Consider the following 22,243-nt stretch of genomic DNA (forward strand, 5'->3'; position numbering starts at 1 on the left):
CCTAACTCCCAAAATCAAAAAAGCCGCTGAATTCAGCGGCTTTTGTCTTTTCCTAATCCCCTAACTGTGAATAAGGATACACTGGATATGGTGCGACTAGTGCACCACCTGTGTATATAGCTGCAGGTAACATTCCCGAAAAACTGTATACTTGGAACAAGTGGTTATGTATCGTTCCAGCCTCTATCCATAAACCCGTTACCTGGTCATATCCATGGAAACCGAATAACCTAGATACATCGGAGTTAAAGTAGTCATGGACTTTAGATACCTTATTTATAAATCTGCCAATTAACCCATTTTCTAGATATCGATGGTTCCCCGAAGCCTCGGATGCCATACCAGCCTCAGTGAACCACTCCGTACGAATCGGCTTTTTTTCCCATACAGGTGTTGAGCCACGAGTACCATCAGTCAGTAGCTCACCATCAACATTGTACTTACAGACTGAGCCCGAGTTAGCAACTTCACAAGACCTAATCTTATAGCGATCTGTAACATTTTTCATGTATTCAAAGCTAAGCACAACAACTTGTGATAATGCGGCAAATTTTGCACCTTTTTCACATGAACCACCCGCGATCTCACCTGTAGCACAACCACCAGCAGCTGCGACACTTACTTTCGTGGCTGCATGTGCAAATCCTCTCGTTGGCTTAAAGCTATTGTAACCTCCGATAGCGCCTGTAATTGCACCAATCGCAGCCCCTTTGCCAACTCCGTTCCAGCTTTCACTAATGATCCCACCGGTTACAGCCCCACCAGTGGCGCCACCAAGTGCACCGGCAGCAATGGCATTAGTAAGAGACCCTGCAGAGAAGAAACTTGCACCAGCATCGGCTAGCAACACACTGTACGTACCACCACTGGCGACAGTGACGACGATCCCCACAACGATACCGACAATTTCTCTCGAGTAACGAGAGGTGAACTCTCGTACGTCGTTCCATTGACGTTTAAGTTCTTTTTTAATTCTCTTAAAGAAATGGCCAGAAGGATCGTTGTATTTAAGAGGATTATTGAGAACGTAACTGTATCGATTGAATGATTGACTATTATCAGGAGCTTGTATGTAAACGTCAGCGCTGATAAATCGTGCTAATGTTGCATCATATAAACGACCGTTCATATGGATTAAGTCAACTTCATTAAGCATCTCATGCCCTGTAAATGCACGATTCAACAATACAGGTTGAGGCAACAACACATTGTCAGCTTTCCAAGTAAACGCTCTCTCTTTGCCCCAAGGGTCATATAACTTACGGTCAACAATATTCCCCCACATATCACTTACCATATCAACCGATTTAAGCGCATCTGTATGGCTATAACGAATTTGGCGATCTACAGATGCATAGCTTCCTTGTCCATCAGTCTTCAATGAGTTCACATTTACAGCGACCAGACCATTCCCAGCATAAATGTACTGAGTTTGTTGAATGTCCCCGGATGCTAGCTCTTTTAACTCGTAGGACTTACCGAGGTACCAAGTTCTGCTTCCATCGCTACTGCGCTTGCTGACTCGCTGATTCGACTCATCATATTTAAAGTCAACCCAGCCTTGTTCTTGCTGAATACGTGAAGGCTTGTTGAAGCCTGTCCACTCAATTGTTCTCCCTCCGCCAGATAGCATATTTCCGTTTTCATCGTAGCGATATGTATTATCCCCAGCTTGAGTTACCGCATGCTTGTGTAACGGATCTGCGTAGATATAATGACCAACGTCAGACTTATATTTGATATTGCCATTCGCAGCATAAGACATGGAATACTTTTTGTTAAATAACGGATTCTCAGCATGTGCTGCACCAATACCAGACAAATGGTAGTCTGTTAGTCGGTCTTGATCGTCGTAGTAGAAATTTTCTTGTATATCATTAACAAGATCTCGGCGACTCTGCACATTATCCATTCTGTCGTAGGTGTAATGAACGCCACGCAGCAGCTTGGAACCTTGCCTAGTGTATATATTGAGTAGTTGACCATTACTCTCATGATAATCGAAACTATTAACTAAGCCATTTCCTAAAACCTCTGATGTAATTCGACCTTCGGCGTCCATATCGTTGAGCTTCCAGTACGAAATCCGTCCAGCAGCTGGGTTATCATCTTTGAGGGAACGTAGTGCATCTGACTCACTTTCAGATTCCACAGCTAGGTTATTGTACTTCTGTGAAACAAGCTTGACTTGCTTAACTAGTTTTACTAGTTGTTCTGCAGCTAAAAGATAGCTATTTACACGTAACTCCGTTGTATCTTGCACATATTCAAGCCTATCCACTTCTTTTGAGAGTGAATTGAGTTCATCAAACATTTGACGCATTCTTTGATCATATAGCGGATCGTCCCTTTCCAAATCAAATGTCGCTAAACTTATACTTCCGCCATCAGAATAGTTGCCGTAGTACGCAGTTTGGTTTTGATTGATCAACCCTGCTTCAAAAGCAGCCCATTCATCAAGGCTTACCTCTCTTAATAAGTTACCTTCAATCTTAAGATGGAAGTTAGGTTGCTGAACTACAGGTATCAAACCATTTCCAGAGACCACCACTGTCCTTGAGGAAACTTTGAAATAACGCTCGCCATATTCATTTGTGTACATATGCAATGGTCTAGTATGTAGCTCCGCCCTCATTTGGCGCGCAAATGCCTCATTTTCAGCCACTCCGTCAAATGAGATAAGCTGATCTTTAAGCTTCTGATACTCTTCCTTGCGTCGCTTGTAGAAGAATTGCTGCTCTTGTAAATCTTTTACTTTAACTAAATAATCTTTCGCTTTATTTAGGGCTTCATTGATTAGAGGCTCAATCACGTTGCGATATTCAGCTGCAGTGTAATTAACTTGAGCTTGAGAAATATCTCCCCAGACTTCCGTATTAATACCCGTTAAAGCATCTCGGGTGTAGTTTAGAGTAAACTTGTTAGGTCTATGTTCTCGAATTAGTTGCCCGTTAGAGTCATACTCTAAATCTCGTGCGAATGTGTGCTCTGGAGTAATCGTCTCTTCGCGTCTCAGTAAACCCAGACCGTTGTAGAAGTAGTTCTTAACCAGTTCTCCATCTACAGTTGCTTTTAGTAGCCCTCCTAACCAGACGCGTCCATCCACTTTGTCGTAAAACCATGCCTTTGTGGTGATGTGTGTTACTTCTTTCTCACTTTGCTTAACTTTGGATTCTACTTTCTCAGCGACTTTGCGACCTAAGTTGTCGTAAGCAAAATGAGTACTTTGACCTTTAGCATCAGTTTGATTAACGAGTTGACCAAAACCGTCGTATTCATAAGTCCACAAACCTAGATCTGGATCATCTACTAAAGATTTATTGCCTTGAATATTGTACTCGGTACGAACTGTTTCTCCTTCTGACGCAATAGCAGATTTCAACATTCCATTGGCATAGAAGTCGTAGATAACTTTGCCACCATTCGGCTCCTGTTTCTCAATCTCCCAACCTAATACGTTGGTAAAAGTTTTAGAAACTCGACCTTTGGCGTCCGTTTTGGTTACTGTGAAAGGACCGTAAGAATAAGAAATCCAGCTGTCTTCTTTACCGGCAGGACCAGGTTCTTTTATCGAAATGACTCTTCCTAATTTGTCGTACTGAGTGACAATATACTGAGGAATATCACCTTGGTAATAAGGTTTTGAAGCAGAGACTAAATTGCCAAATGCATCATAGCCAGAATCAACGAAAACCCACTTACCATTTACCGATAAAGAGGCTCTTCTCACTTCTCTTTCTAAAAAGTCAAAAAAGCTGATCTTCTTGCCTGAGCTTTTCGATTGATTGATAACACAGTAACTCGCATTGTTAACATTGAATAAGCAACGACTGTCTCCCGCAGGAAAGCGACTGATCTCAGATTTTACAGAAGTGTTTACAACAGACACCTCGGCTTCTCTACCAAAACCATCGAGTTTTGTCGAAGTAGAAAGACCATTTTCATCAACTTTTACAATAAGTCCCGAGAATAGATCGACAGTTTGAGACGAGACGTGTCCAGCAGGGTTTGTCACCTCGGTTACAACACTATTCCCGACGTATGAATGTTTAAAGGAAGTAGAGCGAGTTTCTAATCTCCCCCCGTTAGTCGCAGTAACGCTTTCTTTAGTAACAATACCGTATCCATCTCGCTCTTTAATAGTAACCATGGAATATGGCGTATTTGGTAGCGTCGTGTGCTCACGCAACAAACCGGTTTCATGGTCATATTTGAAAGTAGCCTCCTGAGAGATCCTGCTACCATCGCTGTGAATGTAAGTTGTTTTAGTCGAATCGAGCAACCCGATTAACCAAGAATCTACCTTATTTACATACGCGTTTTGGGTAATTTCAACAAACGTGTCACTATAACCGGTGACCGGATTAAGTCCGGTTGTTGTCGTTGTAATTTTACCAACATTAAGAAATGTATCGACATCACTCTGCTCTACGGTAACTGTACTAAGAAGTTCACCACTTTCAGAGTATTGGTAGTCCTTTCGTTCTGAGGTATAAAATGCAAAGGTGTTACCGACTGTTGGAGTTTCAACCCATTCGACGATTTCATCGTATTCTGTAGCTGTGATCGCCTTCACGAATCGAGCTTGGGCAGATAATGCAGATAGCTCGCGATTCAAATCATCCGATACTGGCGTCATGAACCACACTGGTATTTGATCTTCTAGTACCGTTGTTCGCTCCTCAACCAAAGAAAACTCTGTGGCAGGAATCATGATTGGCATCAGTGTTGAACCGCCAACAGGAACAAATTTGTCAGCGCTTGATGCGTATTTTTGATCTTTGTATTCGATAAGCTTATAACCCTTCAAATGCTTATCTGCTGCAGAAGACAGCTGTTGGAAACTTTTAACGATTTTCGTAGCACTAAACTCTTTTTTTAGCGTCTTAAATTCAAATTCAGATTTGGAACTTTTACTAAGCTCTCTAAAGTTCCAAAAGTCATCCGATCTACAATCACCGCAACCATTTAACCACTTCTGTCCATTAGCAAAATAGTCGGTTTGCTTTTTCAATGTGCCTGAGTAAGGAAATTCTGTATTAAATTGAAACTCTTGGTTGAGAGTGTTTTTTTCATTAACAAAGCTTCGTTGTCGAATCCATTCGAAACCATTGTGTTTTAGACCATCTTTAGAGCGCTTTGCAGGACCATATTGGAATAAGTAGTTATTTTTTCCATGTCCGTTGTCGGTCTCAAGACGATAAGCTACAGGGAAAGAGCCTGGTAAGTTAAAAAGACCAGAATCATCAGAATTAAAAGAGTCAGAAGGCGTGTGATTACCGTATGGGCCAAACCATACTGAAGAAATATGTCCTAGACCATTTGTCACTTTTTCAAGCAATAATGGAGAATGGTTGCTCTGAGCAGTGGTTTGACATTCTAGACGGTTAGATCTCTTCTTACAGAGCTCAAACTTACCATCTTGGTTCAAATCAATGAATGAGTTAAAACCAGTCCCCCAATTATCAACATCAAATTCATATTGGTACTTATAAGCGTTGACACATTGGACCTTGTTACCGACACCACGGCAGAAATCTATAACACCATCCTGATCCAAATCGAGCCACCAACGTTTATCTACGCTCCCGAGCTCCCCTGTCCAATCATCACTTTTAACAAACTCTATATCGTCTTCGAATTTATGCAACGAACCAAGAGAGCCAAGAGAACAAGTTAGATTAACTGTTTTGCTAGCATCGTTATCTGTCACGCGACAAAAGTCGATGGCATTATCGCCATTCACATCAACCCACCAACGGGAATCTGGCTGACCTACAGAACTAATTGGAAAACTAATATTTTTTTGAACTAGATATTTACCCGAAAAAGACGTGCACTTAATCGTTTGCCCTTCGACAAAACAAAGTTCACTACCACCATCGCCATTTATATCGGTCCAATAAGTGTCTTTAATTTGCCCCCATTCTATGCCACGAACGTGTACTGAATCAGACCACTCGCCATCTTCTTTGGGTTCACTGCATAAAAGTTCATCACCTATACGACGACAGTACTCTGGTACGCCATTACCATCCATGTCCCTCCACCAACGGAAGTCCTTCATCCCGGAGTTCAACACAATCCAAGAAAGTTGTGTCGTTGTATTATTTGAATGAAAAGCATCACAAAGTAATTTGCCGTCATCTATACGACAAAACTCTGTTTTACTATCACCATTTATATCTAACCACCAATGGCTATGAGCGTCTCCCCACTTACTTATATTGTAGGTGCGAGCGACACTAGATTGAGACACATCCATGTGGCAAGTAAATCCATGGGCATCAGTCTTACAGAAGTCACCTACGCTATTCCCATCAATATCAACCCACCAACTTCTATTAGCATTTCCCCAATCACTAGGGATAGTGTTTTTTCCCCAATGACCTAAGTCAATATTAGCGATTTTCTCATCAAAGAATATCTGACCTTTCATTGGGATTTTATGTTCCTTCCAATCAAATTGAGTGGCTGGTAAACAATCATCATTCGCATCGCAATATGTAATACTATCAATAAAGGAGGAACCAAGACCTTCGATTACCTCCTTATAACCCAGTCGGTAATAATTTTTTATTTTATTGTTTATACTTATATCAATTCTTGTCAGGTTTGATTCATACCTATGGATATTTCCGTCTATCTTATAATGTTTTGTAGGAACACCACTATTGATAGTAAGATAATTAAAGATAACACTGAAAGAATCGTAATGTATCGATGATATCTGGCCTAAATTATCATAGTTATAAGAGATACTCGCTGAACTTGGGTTGCTTTTATAGGAGCTCAACAACCAACTCTTCGAAAGGTTATTATAATGATATTCTTCAACAGCACCGCTTTTATCATGCTTAATGAAGTAACTTGATGCTGCATTTGAATCACCATTCAGAATAATTTTTGACTGGTTATCTACGTGTAAACGGTATTCAGAGCCATCTTTGCCAGTTACACCTTTTTCACCAATTAAACGCGTGCCATTTAAGCAAAAATTATCAGTTAAACTATAAGTCACTGAGCTTACTTGCCCTTCAATCGCTTGATGGTCACCACACCTTTTTATGGCAGACAGGCCGCTAAGTGAGAATCCGCCCCCTAGTTCAGACCTTACGGGTCCAGAGCTGGAGTAGCTTAGCGCTAGATCAGGAGCTATACCCCCTTTCCCAGCAGGTAGTGTTAACGGTATTTGATAATATGCGACACCCTTGTCGATCGATAGCTCTCCGGGCAAAGTACCGATCGTTTGTGCTATTGCAGGAATAGACAACCCCGCAAAGATTACACCTAGCCAATTTTTCATTTAACTGCCTTTCAATTAGATAGTTCTGATATTTGATTTTCTAAATTAGTAATTCTTTTATTTATATTTTCGGACTGTTCTTCTGAATCACCTTCCAAAATCCGACTCTTTAACAATTCAGTTCTCAGCATTTTTATAGAGTTATCATACTTTGAAAAACTAGTTACATTCAAAGTATCCATCTTCTTATTTTCCTTTAGATTTTCATCATTATTCTTATATGAAAAGTTGAAACTAAAAACGTAGCCAACAGCCGCAATAATTATGACCAACAAAAATGCACACAAGGATAACTTGGTTTTAACAGGCATGTATATGACACTAAATTGACAAAACCAGGCAATATAATAAAAAAAAACAAACTTCATATATCAAAAGCAAAAATGCGTGATGGACATCACAAACAAATTAATATCTTAATATTTAAGTTTATTAATAATATTCAGTGAATATTATAGCTAAAATCTAATATCAACATGGCTAGAAAGATGAAAAAAAAACTAATTGGCATACTCACTATTCTATTATCGTTTAGCTCACTTGCTGAAACTAATGCAGGCTCAGGGCAGAAGTGGTATGGACCATTCACGATTGATAAGGTAGCTCGTTACTGGGATGGTGGGCACAAGATGTCAGTTCATGTTAATGAAACACCAGAGACTCCCTGTGAAGTGTCGAATAGCGAGAAGAAGTTTACTTATCTACCAGACAGCCAACCGACCGCTATGGACTTATTCTCAGCTGTAGCAACTGCTCAAGCTCAAAACAAAAAGGTTATGCTTCTTATTGATAAAAGTTGTCATAATGTTTTGGGGCTGAACGTTCATGGTGTAGAAATACTAAGCAACTAACTTACCCAAAACTCCCAAGATCAAAAAAGCCGCTGAATTCAGCGGCTTTTTATTAAATTCTGTGTCGACCTAATAGCGAATGTGACAACGTCGTGCCATCAACAAGCTCTAGCTCCCCACCGACAGGCACACCATGCGCGATGCGGCTGGCATCAACTTGGTGCTCTTTACATAGCTCTGCGATGTAGTGGGCAGTGGCTTCACCTTCAACTGTTGGGTTTGTCGCCAAAATCACTTCGGTAATATCACCGCGACGTAAGCGGTAATCAAGGACATCTAATCCAATATCACTTGGACCAATACCATCTAATGGCGACAAATGCCCCATAAGAACAAAATACCGACCAGAATATTGGCCTGTTGCTTCAACGGCTGCGATGTCTGCCGGGCTTTCTACCACACAAATTTGACCATTTTCTTGGCGTTTTGGGTTGGTACAAATGTGACAGACTTCTTCTTCGGTGAAGGTTCGACACTCAGTACAATGACCTATTTCTGTCATTGCCTGACTCAGCGCATCTGCAAGCTGCAAACCGCCTTTTCTATCGCGCTGTAACAAATGAAAGGCCATACGCTGCGCTGACTTGGGGCCAACCCCAGGTAGACAACGTAAGGCCTCCATCAATTGCTCCAGCATATGACTGGTACGCATTAAAAGTCCGCTTAATTAAATATCAGCAGATTAGAATGGCATTTTCATGCCTGGTGGTAGTTGCATACCGCCAGTTACAGAAGCCATTTTCTCTTTTTGAGTTTCTTCAACACGACGGGCTGCATCGTTGAACGCCGCAGCGATCAGATCTTCAAGCATTTCTTTGTCGTCTTCCATCAAACTTTCATCGATGTCAACACGACGTACGCTGTGACTACCAGTGATAGTAACTTTAACTAGGCCAGCACCAGACTCGCCAGTTACTTCCATATTCGCGATTTCTTCTTGAAGCTTTTGCATGCGATCTTGCATTTGCTGGGCTTGCTTCATTAGGTTGCCCATACCGCCTTTACCAAACATGTTTATCTCTCTGGTTTAATGAGGTGTTGCATCAATTAATGGGGTTATACCTTTGGGTTTTCAACCCCATTCCATTCGATTATTAGATAGGGCGCACACTATCTTTATCAAGCTCTGCAGCAAAACGACGTTCAATAAATTGAACATTTGGATCGTTTTCTAAACTGTTCAGCGCTTGCTGTAATTTCTCTTGGTAGAGCCTATCTCTCAGTTCAAGTGGTGTTTCTCCACTCTCCCCTATTTCGATGCTCATGTGGCACTCTTCACCCAACACGGTATTAAGTGCTTTAAGCAATTCGGCTTGAGCTCTATCAGTATTCAAATGAGCTTGGCTGCTTCTCAATAGTAACGAAACGGTTGTTCCTTCCTTACTATAATGAGAGTTTAGCGCAAGTTGCTCTACCAGCTTAGGGATCTCCATTAAGCTGATTAGCTTCGCCCATTCATTATGTTCTAATGACTCATCGATGAGCTTTTGTGCCATTTCAGGCGTTTTCTCATGCTCAAGTGCCTGCTTGAGCTGCGTAGGTGTCAGTTTTGTATTTACTTTTGTCTCAACAGGCTTGCTTGGACGCCAGCGATACGCTTCCTCAACTTGTGGCTCCGTCGACTTCGGAGCTGAGTTTGGCGACACCTGCGCGGAATTGCCATGCAATTGCGCTACTCGGTCGATAACCGATTCTGGTTGTGCAGATGCCGCTTTAGGCTTTTTTGAGCCACCATTTTGAGGAGTGTTCTGTTGTAGGCCTTGACGCTGAGAACGTAATTGGTGACGTAAACCGCTTAGACCACCGCGCGCTGGTGTTGAAACGCTCTCTTGCATTTGTTGAGGTGGCGTTTCATGCTGCGGCGCTGGGTTTTCACTCATCGGCGGCGCCATATCATACTGTGGTGGAACCGTCTCATATCCACTCGCTTGATACTCAGGTTGCGAACTCGATGAAGGTTGAGGCGCCACTTGTGGTGTGCTTTGTGCTGGACTCGGCTGCTGAGCTCGAGGAGCAGCGGCTGTCTGAGCTGGCGCAGCCTTTGGTTGACTGGTACTTTGAGCCGGAGATGACGCTGGCTCGCAGTTACTAGAAACAACATTTGCCCCACTGTTATTTGATGGGCGGAACGCCATCATACGCAGCACAATCATTTCCAGACCGACTCGCCCATTTGGCGAGAGAGTCAAATCTTCACGACCTTTCAATGCAATTTGGTAGTAAAGCTGAACGTCTTGCGGACTTAGTGCTTTACTCAACAACTCGATTTTTTCTGCATCTGGCTGCGCTCGGTCTAGCGACGCTGGCAGCGCTTGATACATCGCAATTCGATGAAGCTGTGTTGCGACTTGCTGCAACAAACCATCCCACTCAACACCATTTGCTGCTAATTGCTGGATTTTATCCATGGCTTGTTGAGGTTGCTTGCTACTGATTGACTCTAGTAAGTGAATCGCTTGGTCGGTATCAATCGTCCCCAACATGTGGCTGACAATATCGGTTTGCACCGCACCGTTACCTAAAGCAATTGCTTGATCGGTCAAGCTAAGAGCATCACGCATACTGCCATCTGCAGCATGTGAAATCATACCCAGTGCTTTTGGTTCTGCCGATACTTGCTCTTGACCCAAAATGTAGTCAAGTTGCTGATGAATATCATCAACGCTGATCGGTTTGAGATGGAACTGTAGACAACGCGACAATATAGTAACAGGCAGCTTTTGTGGATCGGTTGTCGCGAGTAAGAACTTCACATACTCTGGCGGCTCTTCCAGGGTTTTCAACAACGCATTGAAAGAGTGACGCGATAGCATGTGCACCTCATCGATGAGGTACACTTTAAAACGTCCACGAGCAGGTTTGTATTGAACGTTGTCTAACAGTTCGCGAGTGTCTTCAACTTTAGTACGTGATGCCGCGTCGATTTCAAGAAGATCGACAAAGCGACCTTCATCAATTTCACGACAAGTATCGCACTTACCACAAGGTGTCGCGGTAATACCGGTTTCGCAGTTCAAGCCTTTGGCAAACAACCTACCGATACTCGTTTTACCCACACCACGAGTCCCGCTGAACAGATAAGCATGGTGTAAACGGTTTTGCGCCAGTGCATTTTCCAACGCCGTCAGGACATGTTTTTGTCCGACAACTTGGTCAAACTGATTAGGACGCCATTTTCGCGCTAAAGCTAAATAACTCATTGAATGTATTAATGTCCTTCAAAATCGCAAATGCTGTACACGTTTAGACCTAGTGCTTCTAAACGTTTATCACCACCGATTTCTGGTAGGTTGATAACGAACGCAGCGTGCTCAACTTCACCACCCAGTTGGCGAATCAGCTTAGTCGTCGCTTCAATAGTACCGCCCGTTGCCAATAAATCGTCGACAACCAGTACTTTGTCGCCTTCAACGATGGCATCTGTATGGATTTCTAGTGTATCAACGCCGTATTCAAGCTCATAAGATTGAGCAACAGTAGGGCGTGGTAGCTTGCCTGGTTTACGCACTGGTACAAAACCAACACCTAGCTCAAGCGCTAAAGGCGCGCCAAATAGAAAGCCACGAGCTTCCGTACCCACAACCTTGGTAAAGCCCATATCTTTGTAACGTTCAACAAGTAAGTTGATCGTCGCTTGGTATGCTTTCGCGTCTTCAAGAAGGCTCGTCACATCACGAAATAGAATGCCTGGCTTTGGGTAGTCTTGGATGCTTTTGATGCTAGATTTGATCAGTGAAATTGTTTCTGTAGTCATAATACCGATTTACTTAGATTGGCTCATCGCCCTCTCTAATCGCAGTATCACGAGGGCAACGAACAATAGGTTTTCACCACTATGTGCTTATTTTCGTAAAAGTCACAGGCGCTGAAAATACAAACGCCCACTCGAAGAGCGGGCACACTATTCTCTACAATCTTAGTGATTTTCTTCTCGGTCAGCAACCAACTCAATCACAGGCAGACGCATAAACCAGCTGAGTAAAACGATTAGCATCACTAAAAGACCAATTTTTACCCAAACGAGGGGGACAACAACGATTGAAACCATGAAACTAAGCGCAATAAAAATCGCACCACGCTTTTTTACTTTTGAAGTAACAGCCCGATGCTTATGCCAATTGTCGAGAATGGGTCCAAACGTTTTGTGGTTATGTAACCATTGATGAAATGCGGGGCTACCACGCATAAAACATGCGCTAGCAAGCAAAATAAAAGGTGTGGTGGGTAAAAGTGGAAGGGCTATGCCGGCTATGCCGAGCACAATACAGAGTCCACCAACAGTATTGAAAAAGTAACGCTTAATACGAATGGTGAACTCCGGTACAAAATAGCTAGATTAAAAGCCTGCGTAACCATTCATTACACGAAGCCAGGTTAGCGTTGCAGGAAGTGTTGGGATCAAAAGAACTGCAATAAAACCTAAAAAGTAAAAAATATTATAAGGCTCTTTAAAATCTTTGTCTGCCATGATGTGTCTTCTCACTAGTTGACTTTGCTTCTCCCAAGGCACAGCGTTAAATTATCGTTGCACAAATGGGTCATTATTGTTTTAAGAGCTGACTATACATTAAACAGCCAAATCTAAACACCAGTAAAAAGTAAGGTTATTGAACTAAACGTATGTTGTTTTGGTGGTTCTAAAAAGATAATAAGCAGCGTAAGGACGCTGCTTATTGGTTTGCAAGTCATAATTATACTAGTCGGGATTTCCGGGTAATACTTAAACTAAAACTTGAAGAACCTAAACACCCGATAGACAACTGTCCTGCAACACTTAGCGGTAAATCGCGGGTGATGAAGTTTTTCATACTTCCTCCCCCTAAACGGTTACCTGCTGCGATGTGTTGATTCGTATTTCCGTCAGACCAATGGCTATCTAAACCCGCAGGCAATATAGAGACCGAGGATGAAGCGAGGTCGGCGACACCAAACACAGCATTGACTGCACCCGCACACTCCGAACACTCAATTCCTTTTTCAATGATCCCTACCATGTCCTTGAGATCAGCACTGAAACTTTTCAAGTTACGGAGATAATCGTCAAACAATGCCCTAACGAGCAATGTCGTCGCAACTCCATCATTAGCTTGGGAAGCAGAATCAACGAGATAAAACGCAAATTGACCATTCATTAACCAACGATAATCGAAAACCAAGGGCATCACATCCGTCGATTGCAATAAACGGTACGAGCAGCGCCAATCTCCCTGAGCAGCATCCTTCTCTGGCAATAGAGCTTGCAGTAAATCTCTTGCCGCGCTCGGATTCTGTTGTAAATATTCCAGATGCCAATACAGCTCTTGTTCATCTGGGATTTCACCACCATCATCAACCCTGAACCACTGACTTGAAAAGTCACGTTGTTCTGAGAAGTGGCTATCGGTATCTTCTAGCGTACTCTCTATCGCCTGAGATAGGTGCTCATAATTACCTATCGGTTTAGGAAGAAAATCTTTAATACCAAACCGCAACGCTTTCGCGACATCGGACATTTCATCCGTGCCTGATACCACGATAAGCGGCATATATGGGTATTCGAGACTAACTTCTTCGACGAACTCGATACCATCTAAGACCGGCATCGATAAATCACACAAGATAAGATCGGGTTGGCATTCCCTGAGTTGTTGAAGCGCTTCTAGGCCGTTTTCTGCTTCTACTACTTTAAAACCCTGACTTTCTAAATAGGCATTGGTTACTTTGCGAAATATTGGATCATCGTCCACCAACATTATTAGTTTTTGATTAATCACTTCCTGTGCCGAGACCATTGCCGTTTGACTGTGAGTCTTAAACATACCTTTATCCCTCACAAAGCTCAGTCAAAAAAACAGATTTATTATTAAGTCATTATTTTTGTTGTGTTTACTTCCAGCAAAACGTGTCACAGCAAGACCTGAGGCCGCTTCGCCTTGTTATAAAACTTAGCTCGGAAACTGCATTAATACAAATATTACGGCGTATAACAGTATTTACTCAAACAGGGTTGCTGTGTTCAAATGATGCAACATGTTGACTTAAAGCAAGCTTTGATCACAAAGTTAATTATAAATTAACCGTAATCGGTAATTTAATGTGTCTGGAAATATGAAATTAGATGACTTAAACCTGTTTCGACTGGTTGTCGAAAATGGGAGCTACACCGCAACTTCGCGAAAAACCATGATCCCGGTTGCGACCATCACCCGACGCATTCAAGCGCTAGAAGACTCTGTCAATCTTCGACTATTGAACCGTCATGCTCGCAAACTTTCGCTCACTGAAGCAGGGGAACGTTTTTACCATGAGTGCTCTCCTTTACTACAAAGGCTAACAACCGCAGCAGAGGAAATCACTGACGACTGCCGAGGAGCATCCGGCAAGATTAAGATATCCGCGCCTTACAACTTAACTAAACGAATGATGATGCCGATGTTCAACAGCTTTATGAAGCAGTACCCGGACATCAACATTGAGCTAACGACAGAGAATAATGCGGACAAGCTTGACCCTACTGAATGGGATGTAATTTTTCGAGTGGGACCTCAACGCGACTCTAGCCTCATCGCGCGTAAGATTGGCGAAGTGAAGGATATTCTCGTTGCAAGCCCTGATTATCTAACCTCGAATCCTGCGCCACATCATGCAGAAGAGCTCTCTAACCATTCATTGCTAAAAGGGTACCCGCTTATTAAGTGGACCTTGATTAATAGCAAAGGCGAGTCTGTGGTGAATGTTGATCGTGGTCGTTTTCAAGCAAACGCGCTCAATGTGGTGCGCAGCGCTTGTTCCGAAGGTTTAGGCATCACCCTAATGCCAGATGTCATGATCAAAGAGTACATCGAGAGCGGCGATTTGGTACGCGTACTGCCAGATTGGAGTGCAAACCCGCGCGACATTTATATGCTTTACAACCACAAAGATCACCTGCCAGAGAAAGTTCGCCTCTTTATTGACTTTGTGATCGCTTATAACATTCACTAATTAAGTAGCGAAAACAAAAAACCAGAGCCGAAGCTCTGGTTTTTTTACGACTTAAGAAAACGCACCCTATGCGCCTTCGTTATGAAGCTCTAGGTTTGCTAAATCCTGTTGGATTTCAAGTTGTGTTTTCGCATCATCGTTACGAAGACCATCTAAAAAATCTAGGTATTGTTGGTCAATATCACCCGTTACGTATTCCCCGTTAAACACGGATGTATCGAACTGAGTAATGTCTTGGTTTCCAAGACCGACTGCCTCTACCAAATCTTCTAGACGTTGATAAATAAGCGCATCGGCACCAATCTGCTTACAAATTGTATCGTTGTCACGGCCATGGGCAATAAGCTCTGTAGCACTTGGCATATCAATGCCATATACGTTCGGGAAACGAACTTCAGGGGCCGCTGAGACCATGTACACTTTCTTGGCACCAGAATCACGAGCCATCTCAATAATCTGCTCTGACGTTGTACCACGAACAATAGAGTCATCCACCAGCAACACGTTCTTACCTTTGAATTCCGAACGAATAGCATTCAACTTGCGACGTACTGATTTCTTACGTTGTTGCTGGCCAGGCATGATAAACGTACGTCCAACATAACGGTTTTTCACGAAACCTTGGCGATAAGGGATATCGATCGCTTGAGCGATTTGCAGTGCAATGTCGCAAGACGTTTCAGGGATAGGAATGACAACATCGATATCAAGGTTTGCGTAATCTTCACGAATACGTTCGCCCAGCTTTTTACCCATTTCAACGCGAGCGCTGTATACCGAAATTTTATCGATGAACGAATCCGGACGAGCAAAGTATACGAACTCGAAAATACAAGGGTTAAGCTTAGGATTATCTGCACACTGCTTCGTGTAAAGCTCACCGTCAAACGTTGCGTAAATCGCTTCACCAGGTGCAACATCACGGACGAAATCAAAACCGACCGCATCCAATGCCACCGATTCAGACGCAACCATGTACTCTGCTCTGCCGTTAACTTCACGCTTACCTAAACACAGCGGGCGAATACCGTGTGGGTCACGAAATGCAATCATACCATGACCAATGATCATGGCGGTCACAGCATAAGCACCGCGAATTGTGCGATGAACATTGGTGACTGCGCGGAATACGTCTTCGGTCGTGACATTTCCTTTTACTGAGTCAATTTCGTGCGCCAGTACATTTAGTAATACTTCAGAGTCTGAAGTGGTATTGATATGACGGCGATCTTTTTCAAACAGCTTCTGACGAACTTCGTTAGCGTTAGTCAAGTTACCGTTGTGGGCAAGTGTAATACCGAAAGGAGAGTTTACGTAGAAAGGTTGAGCTTCTGAAGCACTTGAACTGCCTGCTGTAGGGTAACGAACATGACCAATTCCGACCTCGCCTTGCAGGCGCTGCATGTGTCTTGCTTCAAATACATCCTTGACTAAACCGTTCGCCTTACGCAGACGAAAACGATTGCTTTCTATGGTACAAATACCAGCGGCATCTTGGCCACGATGCTGTAACACCGTTAACGCGTCATAAATAGACTGGTTTACAGGCGTTGTGCCCACGATTCCAACAATACCACACATGTCCTAATCCTCGATTTGCGACAGTAGCTGGCACTACTAGATAGTGCCAGACAGAAAACTTGATGTTGCTTGTAAATGCTCGAAGAATGGGGCGATGATACGGCTGAACTCAGGGATCAACTGTGAATCTTTCCACCAATCCGAGCTTGGGAATGCAGTAAACGCATCCATAAAAAACAGCACCGCAGAAACAATTAAGACTCCGCGTAGACCACCAAATACAATCCCGAGAATTCGGTCCGTACCTGATAGCCCTGTTTTTTGTACCAGTTGACCAATGACGTAATTCACCACTGCACCAACTACCAAGGTTGCGACAAATAACGCCGCAATCGCCGCTCCGTTACGAAACATATCATCTTCGATGTTGGTGAAGTACACCGCCAATTTGGCATAGTAATTACTGGAGATAAAAAACGCTCCGAACCAAATCACCAAAGACAAAGCTTCTTTAGCAAAACCGCGAACTAAACTGATCAGAGCTGAAAATCCGATCACACCTAAAATGATAAAATCTATCCAATTCATCTTTTCTTCATCTTAAGTTGGCGCGCATTTTAACAGAAAAAATGCTGACGCAAACGTTTTCTTATGGATTTAATGGCTTAAATTTAAGCAATTGACCTTTTGAACCTGTAATTTTTTGTAATTCTTGAACTTGTCGTTCAAGTTTACTTTTTGACACATCAGGGCCAACAATCACTCTCGTAAACTCGTTTTCTTTCTTTGTGTGAGCTTGATAACCACGCTTTTGCAAATCCGCGACAAGCGCGACAGCATTTTCGTGATTCTTAAGTGCCATCAACTGAATGATCCAAGCTGAATCTTCATATTGATTTTTCTCTTGAACAGGACGAGTGACGACCTCAACTTGCTCTGGTTGTTTGATGACCTCAGGTTTAGATGTTGGCGCTGGCTCGGGCTCAGAAACGGCTACTTGAGCATCCTCACGTTCTTGCACTACAGCTTCAACCGGAGAATCCGGTAACGTAATGTCGTCTTCCACTGGCTCTAATATTTCGAAGTTTTCCACATCACTATCAAGTTCTGGTTTGATAGGAATACTGGCAAATTCTTCTTTGTAGTGCAGTTTCTTACCATCTAGCACATCGGGAAGAACAATGACTCCGACTGCGACTAGAATGATGGTGCCGACTAAACGACTTTGGAATTTACTTGCCATCAAAATACCTTTACTTATTTATTATTTGATTGCCAATGTTCCAATACCTCTCCGACGGTATGGAATGAGCCAACCACCAGAATAACGTCTCCTGTCTTTGCGTGGCTTCTCGCACTCTCGAAGGCGTCAACAGGGTTTTCAAAATGAACTTGCCCATCAGGTAAGTATTGGCACAATTCATCAGCGGTCGCCGCTCTCGGTCCAGTAAGCGACGCTGGATACCATTGTGTTGCAACTGGAGTTAGAGCTTCAATGGTTGCTTTAATGTCCTTGTCATGCAGCATTGCAACCACAATATGGATATTCTTACCCAGATATTGTTGCTTCACTCTCTCTACCAAATACTCAGCAGAGTGCGGGTTATGAGCGACATCAAGGACTATTTCAGGTTCGTGATGCAGTACCTGCATACGCCCCGCCAAACGAGCATTATTCAAGCCATTGACAATATTTATGTCAGTGATTTGCAATTCCGAAGCCCCTAGTGCCATCAGTGCAGTGGCTGCATTTTGTAATGGTAGCGATGGGATTGGTAAATCCTCTAACTCAAATGCCCCACTGCTCCATTTCCAACCATTATCAGTTAGTTGGTAATCGTACTGAATACCTACTTGGAAGAACTCAGAACCAATATCGTCAGCATGAGCCGCCACGGTCGCTGGTGGCGTCGGTTGACCACAAATTGCTGGCTTCCCTGAACGGTAAATGCCCGCTTTTTCAAAACCAATAACATTGATGTCATCACCAAGCCAATCCACATGATCGATCGCTAAGCTCGTAATAACAGAAACATCATGGTCAACAACGTTAGTGGCGTCTAGACGGCCGCCAAGTCCTACTTCAAGTAAGACAACGTCAACTTTCTCTACTTGGAAAATACGTAGCGCAGCAAGCGTACCGAATTCAAAGAGGCTAAGGCTAACATCACCACGCTGCTTTTCTACATAATCGAATGCTTCACAGTGCTTGGCATCTACAACGTCAACGCCATTAATGCGTACACGCTCGTTGTAACGAATCAGGTGCGGAGAACTATAAACACCGACTGAATAGCCAGCATCAAGTAAAATGGCTTCCATTAACGCACACGTTGAGCCTTTGCCATTGGTTCCGGCAACGGTGATTACGGTTGGAGCTGGTTTGGTAAGATTGGCTTTGTTTGCTACCGCTTGGACACGGTCTAAGCCTAGATCAATTGCTGAGGAATGAATATTTGCTAAATAATCAAGCCACATCTCTAATGAAGATGTGGCTTGAGGAATTGGGTTTTGGGTCATCTAACTTTAACCATTAAATTCTTTGGTTTTTATGTTAGTTGATACTTTACCCTTTTTCGTCCGCTTCTGGTACAGAATATGGCTCTTCATTTGGAGATTCGTTAACCGAAACCACCAAAGGAGACTTGTGGTTAGTCATCTTAGCGATAAGACCACCCACACGCTGACGCATTTCACGACGGTCAACGATCATATCAATAGCACCGTGATCAAGTAGGAACTCACTACGCTGGAAACCTTCAGGAAGATCTTCACGCACTGTTTGCTCGATTACACGACGACCAGCAAAGCCAATGAGGGCCTTAGGTTCACCGATGTTGATATCACCTAACATAGCCAAACTTGCTGATACACCACCCATTGTAGGGTCAGTTAGAACAGAAATAAACGGCAGACCTTTTTCTGATAAACGCTCAAGCGCAGCACTGGTTTTTGCCATTTGCATAAGAGACATTAAAGCCTCTTGCATACGAGCACCACCACTTGCTGAGAAACAAACAAGCGCACAGTTATTTTCAATGGCTGCATCCACTGCTTTCACAAAGCGAGCACCAACGACTGAACCCATTGAACCACCCATAAAGGAGAATTCAAACGCACACGCCACAAGCGGCAGACCAAGCAATTCACCCTGCATCACAACTAGCGCATCTTTCTCACCGCTATTTTTTTGTGCAGCAGAGATACGCTCTTTGTATCGCTTAGAATCTTTAAATTTCAGTTTATCCTGTGGCTCAAGTTCGGAACCTAATTCAACTCGATTACCTTCATCTAAAAATGTTTCCAAACGACGACGCGCTTTCATACGCATGTGATGGTTACACTTTGGACAAACTTCTAAGTTACGCTCTAGTTCAGCATGGTATAAAACCTGTTCACAAGAGGTACATTTAGTCCACACACCTTCTGGGATAGAAGCTTTGCGTGAACTTACTAGATTGCTTTTCTCTAAAATCTTTTCAAGCCAACTCATGGAAGACCTTTTCTCTCAACTCTTCCGCTTCATTGCGAAAGATATAAATTCGACATAATACCGACGGATTAAACCATATCTTGCAGCTACTGTAGATAAAAAACTGGTTGTACCTATTTTTGATATCGTAAATAGCGTATGTTTTCCGTTCACATTCAATATAAACACTACCGATATTTTGAAATAAGTTTGTAAAATTAGTTCAAATTATCTGGTAAAAACAGTGGACCGATCGGCACTTCAGGTAACCCAAACTCTTCTGGGTAGTCTACATCTACCAGGTACAGACCTTCCGCTTTCGCTGTCGCACCCGCTACTTTGCGATCTTTGGCGTCTAATAACCACTTGATCCATTCAGGACTCTCTTCGCCACGTCCAACTTTTATCAAGCTACCCGTGATATTACGAACCATATGATGCACGAACGCATTGGCTTTAATATCAATAACCACATAGTTTCCATGGCGCGTAACGTTCAGATGCATCAAGTTTCGAAATGGACTGCGAGACTGACAATGCGCCGCGCGAAACGACGTAAAATCATTTTCGCCGAGTAGGAACTGCCCTGCTTCATGCATTTTTTTCTCGTCGAGCTCACCATGATAGTGACTAACCCCCGAGTTTAAGATGCCTGGACGTAAAGCATGATTGAAAATAATGTAACGATAACGGCGCGCTGTCGCTGAGAATCTTGCATGGAAATCATCTGAAACTTCTTGAGCCCAACGAACCGCTATATCGCTCGGCATGTTCGCGTTTGCGCCCATGGTCCAAGCTACCATTTTTCGAGTAACGTTGGTATCAAAGTGCACAACTTGTCCCGTGCCATGCACGCCTGCGTCTGTCCGACCAGCACACTGAACTTCAACTGGGTGATTAGCGACGACGGACAATGCTTTCTCTAGCTCTTCTTGGACACTTTTCACTTCTCTTTGGCGCTGCCAACCAAAGTAGTTTGTACCGTTGTACTCGATACCTAATGCGATTCTCATCTTAACCTTCGAACTCTAAAATGGGGCGGGAAGTATATACTCAAGTCACCTCAAGTTGCCAGTTTCACCAAGGGTGACATAAAGGTAGCATCCTACTAACGGGACACAAAAAGGGTAGCAAACGCTACCCTTTTGTTTCGGTTTATCGGCCATTAATGGCGTCAATCAGGCTTTTTGCTTCGCGGCGAATATCATCCTCACCGTAAACAATCGCCTCTTCTAGTAGTTTAATCGCCCCTTGAGAATCGTTCATCTCGAGATAGATTTTAGCCAAATCCAGTTTCCCAGCCGCTTCAGCATTGCTATCTACGTCAATATCGCCGATCTCACCGATAACATCTGGAAACTCGTTCAATCCGACATCGAGCTTAAGGTCTTCTTCTTCGAACTCACCACCTTCTCTGTCGACCTGAGCCATCAATTCATCAATCGTCATAAATTGATTTTTCTTCGGGTCGAAGTCATCCAAGTCGCTTTGCTCTGCCCAGTTTTCTTGCGCGATCTCTGGCTGACTTAGTGCATCACTCGAATTCCAAACATCACGCTGGTCCTCAGGCACTTCTTCAGTAGAACTTACGTTATCAGCAGCGGGTTTAAAGCCATCCCAATCATCTCCAACATCAAGCATGGTTTCAAAATCCATACCTGCACTTGCGATGGTGTCACTGTCTAGTTTACCTTCAAATACTTCTGAGTTTGCGTCTTCCGCAAGAAGGTTAGCCATTGATGATTCATCATCCAAATTACTGAGCGGCTCACCCTCTGTCGCTGTTGGCTGCACTTCTGGGTCAGTATCAAAGCCGTTTTGCTGCGCAAATACTTCAAACAAAGCATCATGATCGTTATCGGCTTGAATAGCTGGTCTCGATGTCTCTGCTTCAACCTTAGGGCTCTCTGGCGCATCCTCGTTCATTGACGCGAGAACATCTTCCTCATTGAACTCTGGAAGATCTTGGTCGTCAAAACTTAACTCTTCATCCTCACCGGAGATTGGTTCTATATCTGCAGTCTCAGAGCTCGGTAATTCTGGCTCTTCTTCCATCGACGCCAAGGCATCTTCTTCGCTGAACTCTGGCAAATCGAGCTCATCAAAATTGAACTCTTCTTCGGACTCAGC

18 protein-coding genes are annotated in these 22,243 nt (G+C 43.2%); 2 read left to right on the forward strand and 16 right to left on the reverse strand.

Annotated elements, in window-relative coordinates; genetic code table 11:
* Window positions 1-52: 52 nt before the first annotated feature.
* Together R7F07_RS01400 and R7F07_RS01405 are read right to left on the reverse strand one after the other, a co-directional pair.
* Window positions 53-7,306, reverse strand: a complete 7,254-nt coding sequence (locus R7F07_RS01400) for an RHS repeat-associated core domain-containing protein (RefSeq protein WP_132936860.1) — start codon at window positions 7,304-7,306, stop codon at window positions 53-55.
* An 11-nt stretch (window positions 7,307-7,317) separates the two neighbouring features.
* A complete protein-coding gene (locus tag R7F07_RS01405) occupies window positions 7,318-7,617 on the reverse strand; it encodes a hypothetical protein (protein ID WP_165935366.1) in 300 nt (99 codons plus the stop codon).
* 177 nt (window positions 7,618-7,794) lie between these two features.
* On the opposite strand from R7F07_RS01405, the gene R7F07_RS01410 reads away from it, so the two are divergent.
* On the forward strand, window positions 7,795-8,157 hold the full coding sequence (locus R7F07_RS01410) for a hypothetical protein (protein WP_132936861.1): 363 nt from the start codon (window positions 7,795-7,797) through the stop codon (window positions 8,155-8,157).
* 52 nt (window positions 8,158-8,209) lie between these two features.
* Here the strand turns inward: R7F07_RS01410 and recR are convergent, their stop codons facing one another.
* The 7 genes from recR to R7F07_RS01445 form a co-directional block, all read right to left on the reverse strand.
* Complete coding sequence (gene recR, locus R7F07_RS01415; protein ID WP_005380619.1) at window positions 8,210-8,809, reverse strand: recombination mediator RecR; 600 nt, start codon at window positions 8,807-8,809, stop codon at window positions 8,210-8,212.
* 30 nt (window positions 8,810-8,839) lie between these two features.
* On the reverse strand, window positions 8,840-9,169 hold the full coding sequence (locus R7F07_RS01420; protein ID WP_005380618.1) for a YbaB/EbfC family nucleoid-associated protein: 330 nt from the start codon (window positions 9,167-9,169) through the stop codon (window positions 8,840-8,842).
* A gap of 82 nt (window positions 9,170-9,251) precedes the next feature.
* Window positions 9,252-11,357, reverse strand: a complete 2,106-nt coding sequence (dnaX, locus tag R7F07_RS01425) for a DNA polymerase III subunit gamma/tau (RefSeq protein WP_171342828.1) — start codon at window positions 11,355-11,357, stop codon at window positions 9,252-9,254.
* 8 nt (window positions 11,358-11,365) lie between these two features.
* Window positions 11,366-11,911: an adenine phosphoribosyltransferase gene (gene apt / locus R7F07_RS01430; RefSeq protein ID WP_005380615.1), complete on the reverse strand. Its 546-nt coding sequence runs from the start codon at window positions 11,909-11,911 to the stop codon at window positions 11,366-11,368.
* A gap of 162 nt (window positions 11,912-12,073) precedes the next feature.
* A complete protein-coding gene (locus R7F07_RS01435) occupies window positions 12,074-12,460 on the reverse strand; it encodes a YbaN family protein (protein WP_080276930.1) in 387 nt (128 codons plus the stop codon).
* Window positions 12,461-12,493: 33 nt separating this feature from the next.
* A complete protein-coding gene (locus R7F07_RS01440) occupies window positions 12,494-12,625 on the reverse strand; it encodes a hypothetical protein (RefSeq protein WP_005380608.1) in 132 nt (43 codons plus the stop codon).
* Window positions 12,626-12,848: 223 nt separating this feature from the next.
* The gene (locus R7F07_RS01445; RefSeq protein ID WP_171342826.1) at window positions 12,849-13,955 is read right to left on the reverse strand and encodes a response regulator; all 1,107 of its coding nucleotides are present in this window, start codon (window positions 13,953-13,955) and stop codon (window positions 12,849-12,851) included.
* Between the two features lie 289 nt (window positions 13,956-14,244).
* On the opposite strand from R7F07_RS01445, the gene R7F07_RS01450 reads away from it, so the two are divergent.
* Entirely contained in the window at window positions 14,245-15,120 is an 876-nt protein-coding gene (locus R7F07_RS01450; protein ID WP_005384959.1) for a LysR family transcriptional regulator, read from the forward strand.
* 66 nt (window positions 15,121-15,186) lie between these two features.
* Here the strand turns inward: R7F07_RS01450 and purF are convergent, their stop codons facing one another.
* From purF to R7F07_RS01485, 7 genes are all read right to left on the reverse strand, one after another.
* Window positions 15,187-16,701 (reverse strand): amidophosphoribosyltransferase, encoded by a 1,515-nt coding sequence (gene purF / locus R7F07_RS01455; protein ID WP_005380592.1) that lies wholly within the window; start codon window positions 16,699-16,701, stop codon window positions 15,187-15,189.
* Between the two features lie 36 nt (window positions 16,702-16,737).
* Complete coding sequence (locus R7F07_RS01460; protein ID WP_005380590.1) at window positions 16,738-17,229, reverse strand: CvpA family protein; 492 nt, start codon at window positions 17,227-17,229, stop codon at window positions 16,738-16,740.
* A gap of 61 nt (window positions 17,230-17,290) precedes the next feature.
* Complete coding sequence (locus tag R7F07_RS01465) at window positions 17,291-17,884, reverse strand: SPOR domain-containing protein (RefSeq protein WP_017820797.1); 594 nt, start codon at window positions 17,882-17,884, stop codon at window positions 17,291-17,293.
* A gap of 14 nt (window positions 17,885-17,898) precedes the next feature.
* The gene (folC, locus tag R7F07_RS01470; RefSeq protein WP_017820798.1) at window positions 17,899-19,161 is read right to left on the reverse strand and encodes a bifunctional tetrahydrofolate synthase/dihydrofolate synthase; all 1,263 of its coding nucleotides are present in this window, start codon (window positions 19,159-19,161) and stop codon (window positions 17,899-17,901) included.
* Between the two features lie 46 nt (window positions 19,162-19,207).
* Window positions 19,208-20,134, reverse strand: a complete 927-nt coding sequence (gene accD / locus R7F07_RS01475; protein WP_005380583.1) for an acetyl-CoA carboxylase, carboxyltransferase subunit beta — start codon at window positions 20,132-20,134, stop codon at window positions 19,208-19,210.
* 197 nt (window positions 20,135-20,331) lie between these two features.
* Complete coding sequence (truA, locus tag R7F07_RS01480) at window positions 20,332-21,126, reverse strand: tRNA pseudouridine(38-40) synthase TruA (protein ID WP_017820799.1); 795 nt, start codon at window positions 21,124-21,126, stop codon at window positions 20,332-20,334.
* A gap of 142 nt (window positions 21,127-21,268) precedes the next feature.
* The coding region (locus R7F07_RS01485) for a FimV/HubP family polar landmark protein (protein WP_318110419.1) at window positions 21,269-22,243 on the reverse strand (975 nt) is incomplete at its 5' end.

It is taken from the genome of Vibrio sp. YT-16 (genome assembly GCF_033337405.1).
Classification (GTDB): Bacteria; Pseudomonadota; Gammaproteobacteria; order Enterobacterales; family Vibrionaceae; genus Vibrio; species Vibrio alginolyticus.

Coding starts and splice junctions, on each gene's coding strand:
- truA (WP_017820799.1), bottom strand. CDS start 21,126: ATGAGAATCGCATTAGGTATCGAGTACAACGGTACAAACTACTTTGGT.
- R7F07_RS01420 (WP_005380618.1), bottom strand. CDS start 9,169: ATGTTTGGTAAAGGCGGTATGGGCAACCTAATGAAGCAAGCCCAGCAA.
- apt (WP_005380615.1), bottom strand. CDS start 11,911: ATGACTACAGAAACAATTTCACTGATCAAATCTAGCATCAAAAGCATC.
- R7F07_RS01440 (WP_005380608.1), bottom strand. CDS start 12,625: ATGGCAGACAAAGATTTTAAAGAGCCTTATAATATTTTTTACTTTTTA.
- accD (WP_005380583.1), bottom strand. CDS start 20,134: ATGAGTTGGCTTGAAAAGATTTTAGAGAAAAGCAATCTAGTAAGTTCA.
- R7F07_RS01460 (WP_005380590.1), bottom strand. CDS start 17,229: ATGAATTGGATAGATTTTATCATTTTAGGTGTGATCGGATTTTCAGCT.
- folC (WP_017820798.1), bottom strand. CDS start 19,161: ATGACCCAAAACCCAATTCCTCAAGCCACATCTTCATTAGAGATGTGG.
- R7F07_RS01410 (WP_132936861.1), top strand. CDS start 7,795: ATGAAAAAAAAACTAATTGGCATACTCACTATTCTATTATCGTTTAGC.
- dnaX (WP_171342828.1), bottom strand. CDS start 11,357: ATGAGTTATTTAGCTTTAGCGCGAAAATGGCGTCCTAATCAGTTTGAC.
- R7F07_RS01405 (WP_165935366.1), bottom strand. CDS start 7,617: ATGCCTGTTAAAACCAAGTTATCCTTGTGTGCATTTTTGTTGGTCATA.
- purF (WP_005380592.1), bottom strand. CDS start 16,701: ATGTGTGGTATTGTTGGAATCGTGGGCACAACGCCTGTAAACCAGTCT.
- recR (WP_005380619.1), bottom strand. CDS start 8,809: ATGCGTACCAGTCATATGCTGGAGCAATTGATGGAGGCCTTACGTTGT.
- R7F07_RS01465 (WP_017820797.1), bottom strand. CDS start 17,884: ATGGCAAGTAAATTCCAAAGTCGTTTAGTCGGCACCATCATTCTAGTC.
- R7F07_RS01450 (WP_005384959.1), top strand. CDS start 14,245: ATGAAATTAGATGACTTAAACCTGTTTCGACTGGTTGTCGAAAATGGG.
- R7F07_RS01400 (WP_132936860.1), bottom strand. CDS start 7,306: ATGAAAAATTGGCTAGGTGTAATCTTTGCGGGGTTGTCTATTCCTGCA.
- R7F07_RS01445 (WP_171342826.1), bottom strand. CDS start 13,955: ATGTTTAAGACTCACAGTCAAACGGCAATGGTCTCGGCACAGGAAGTG.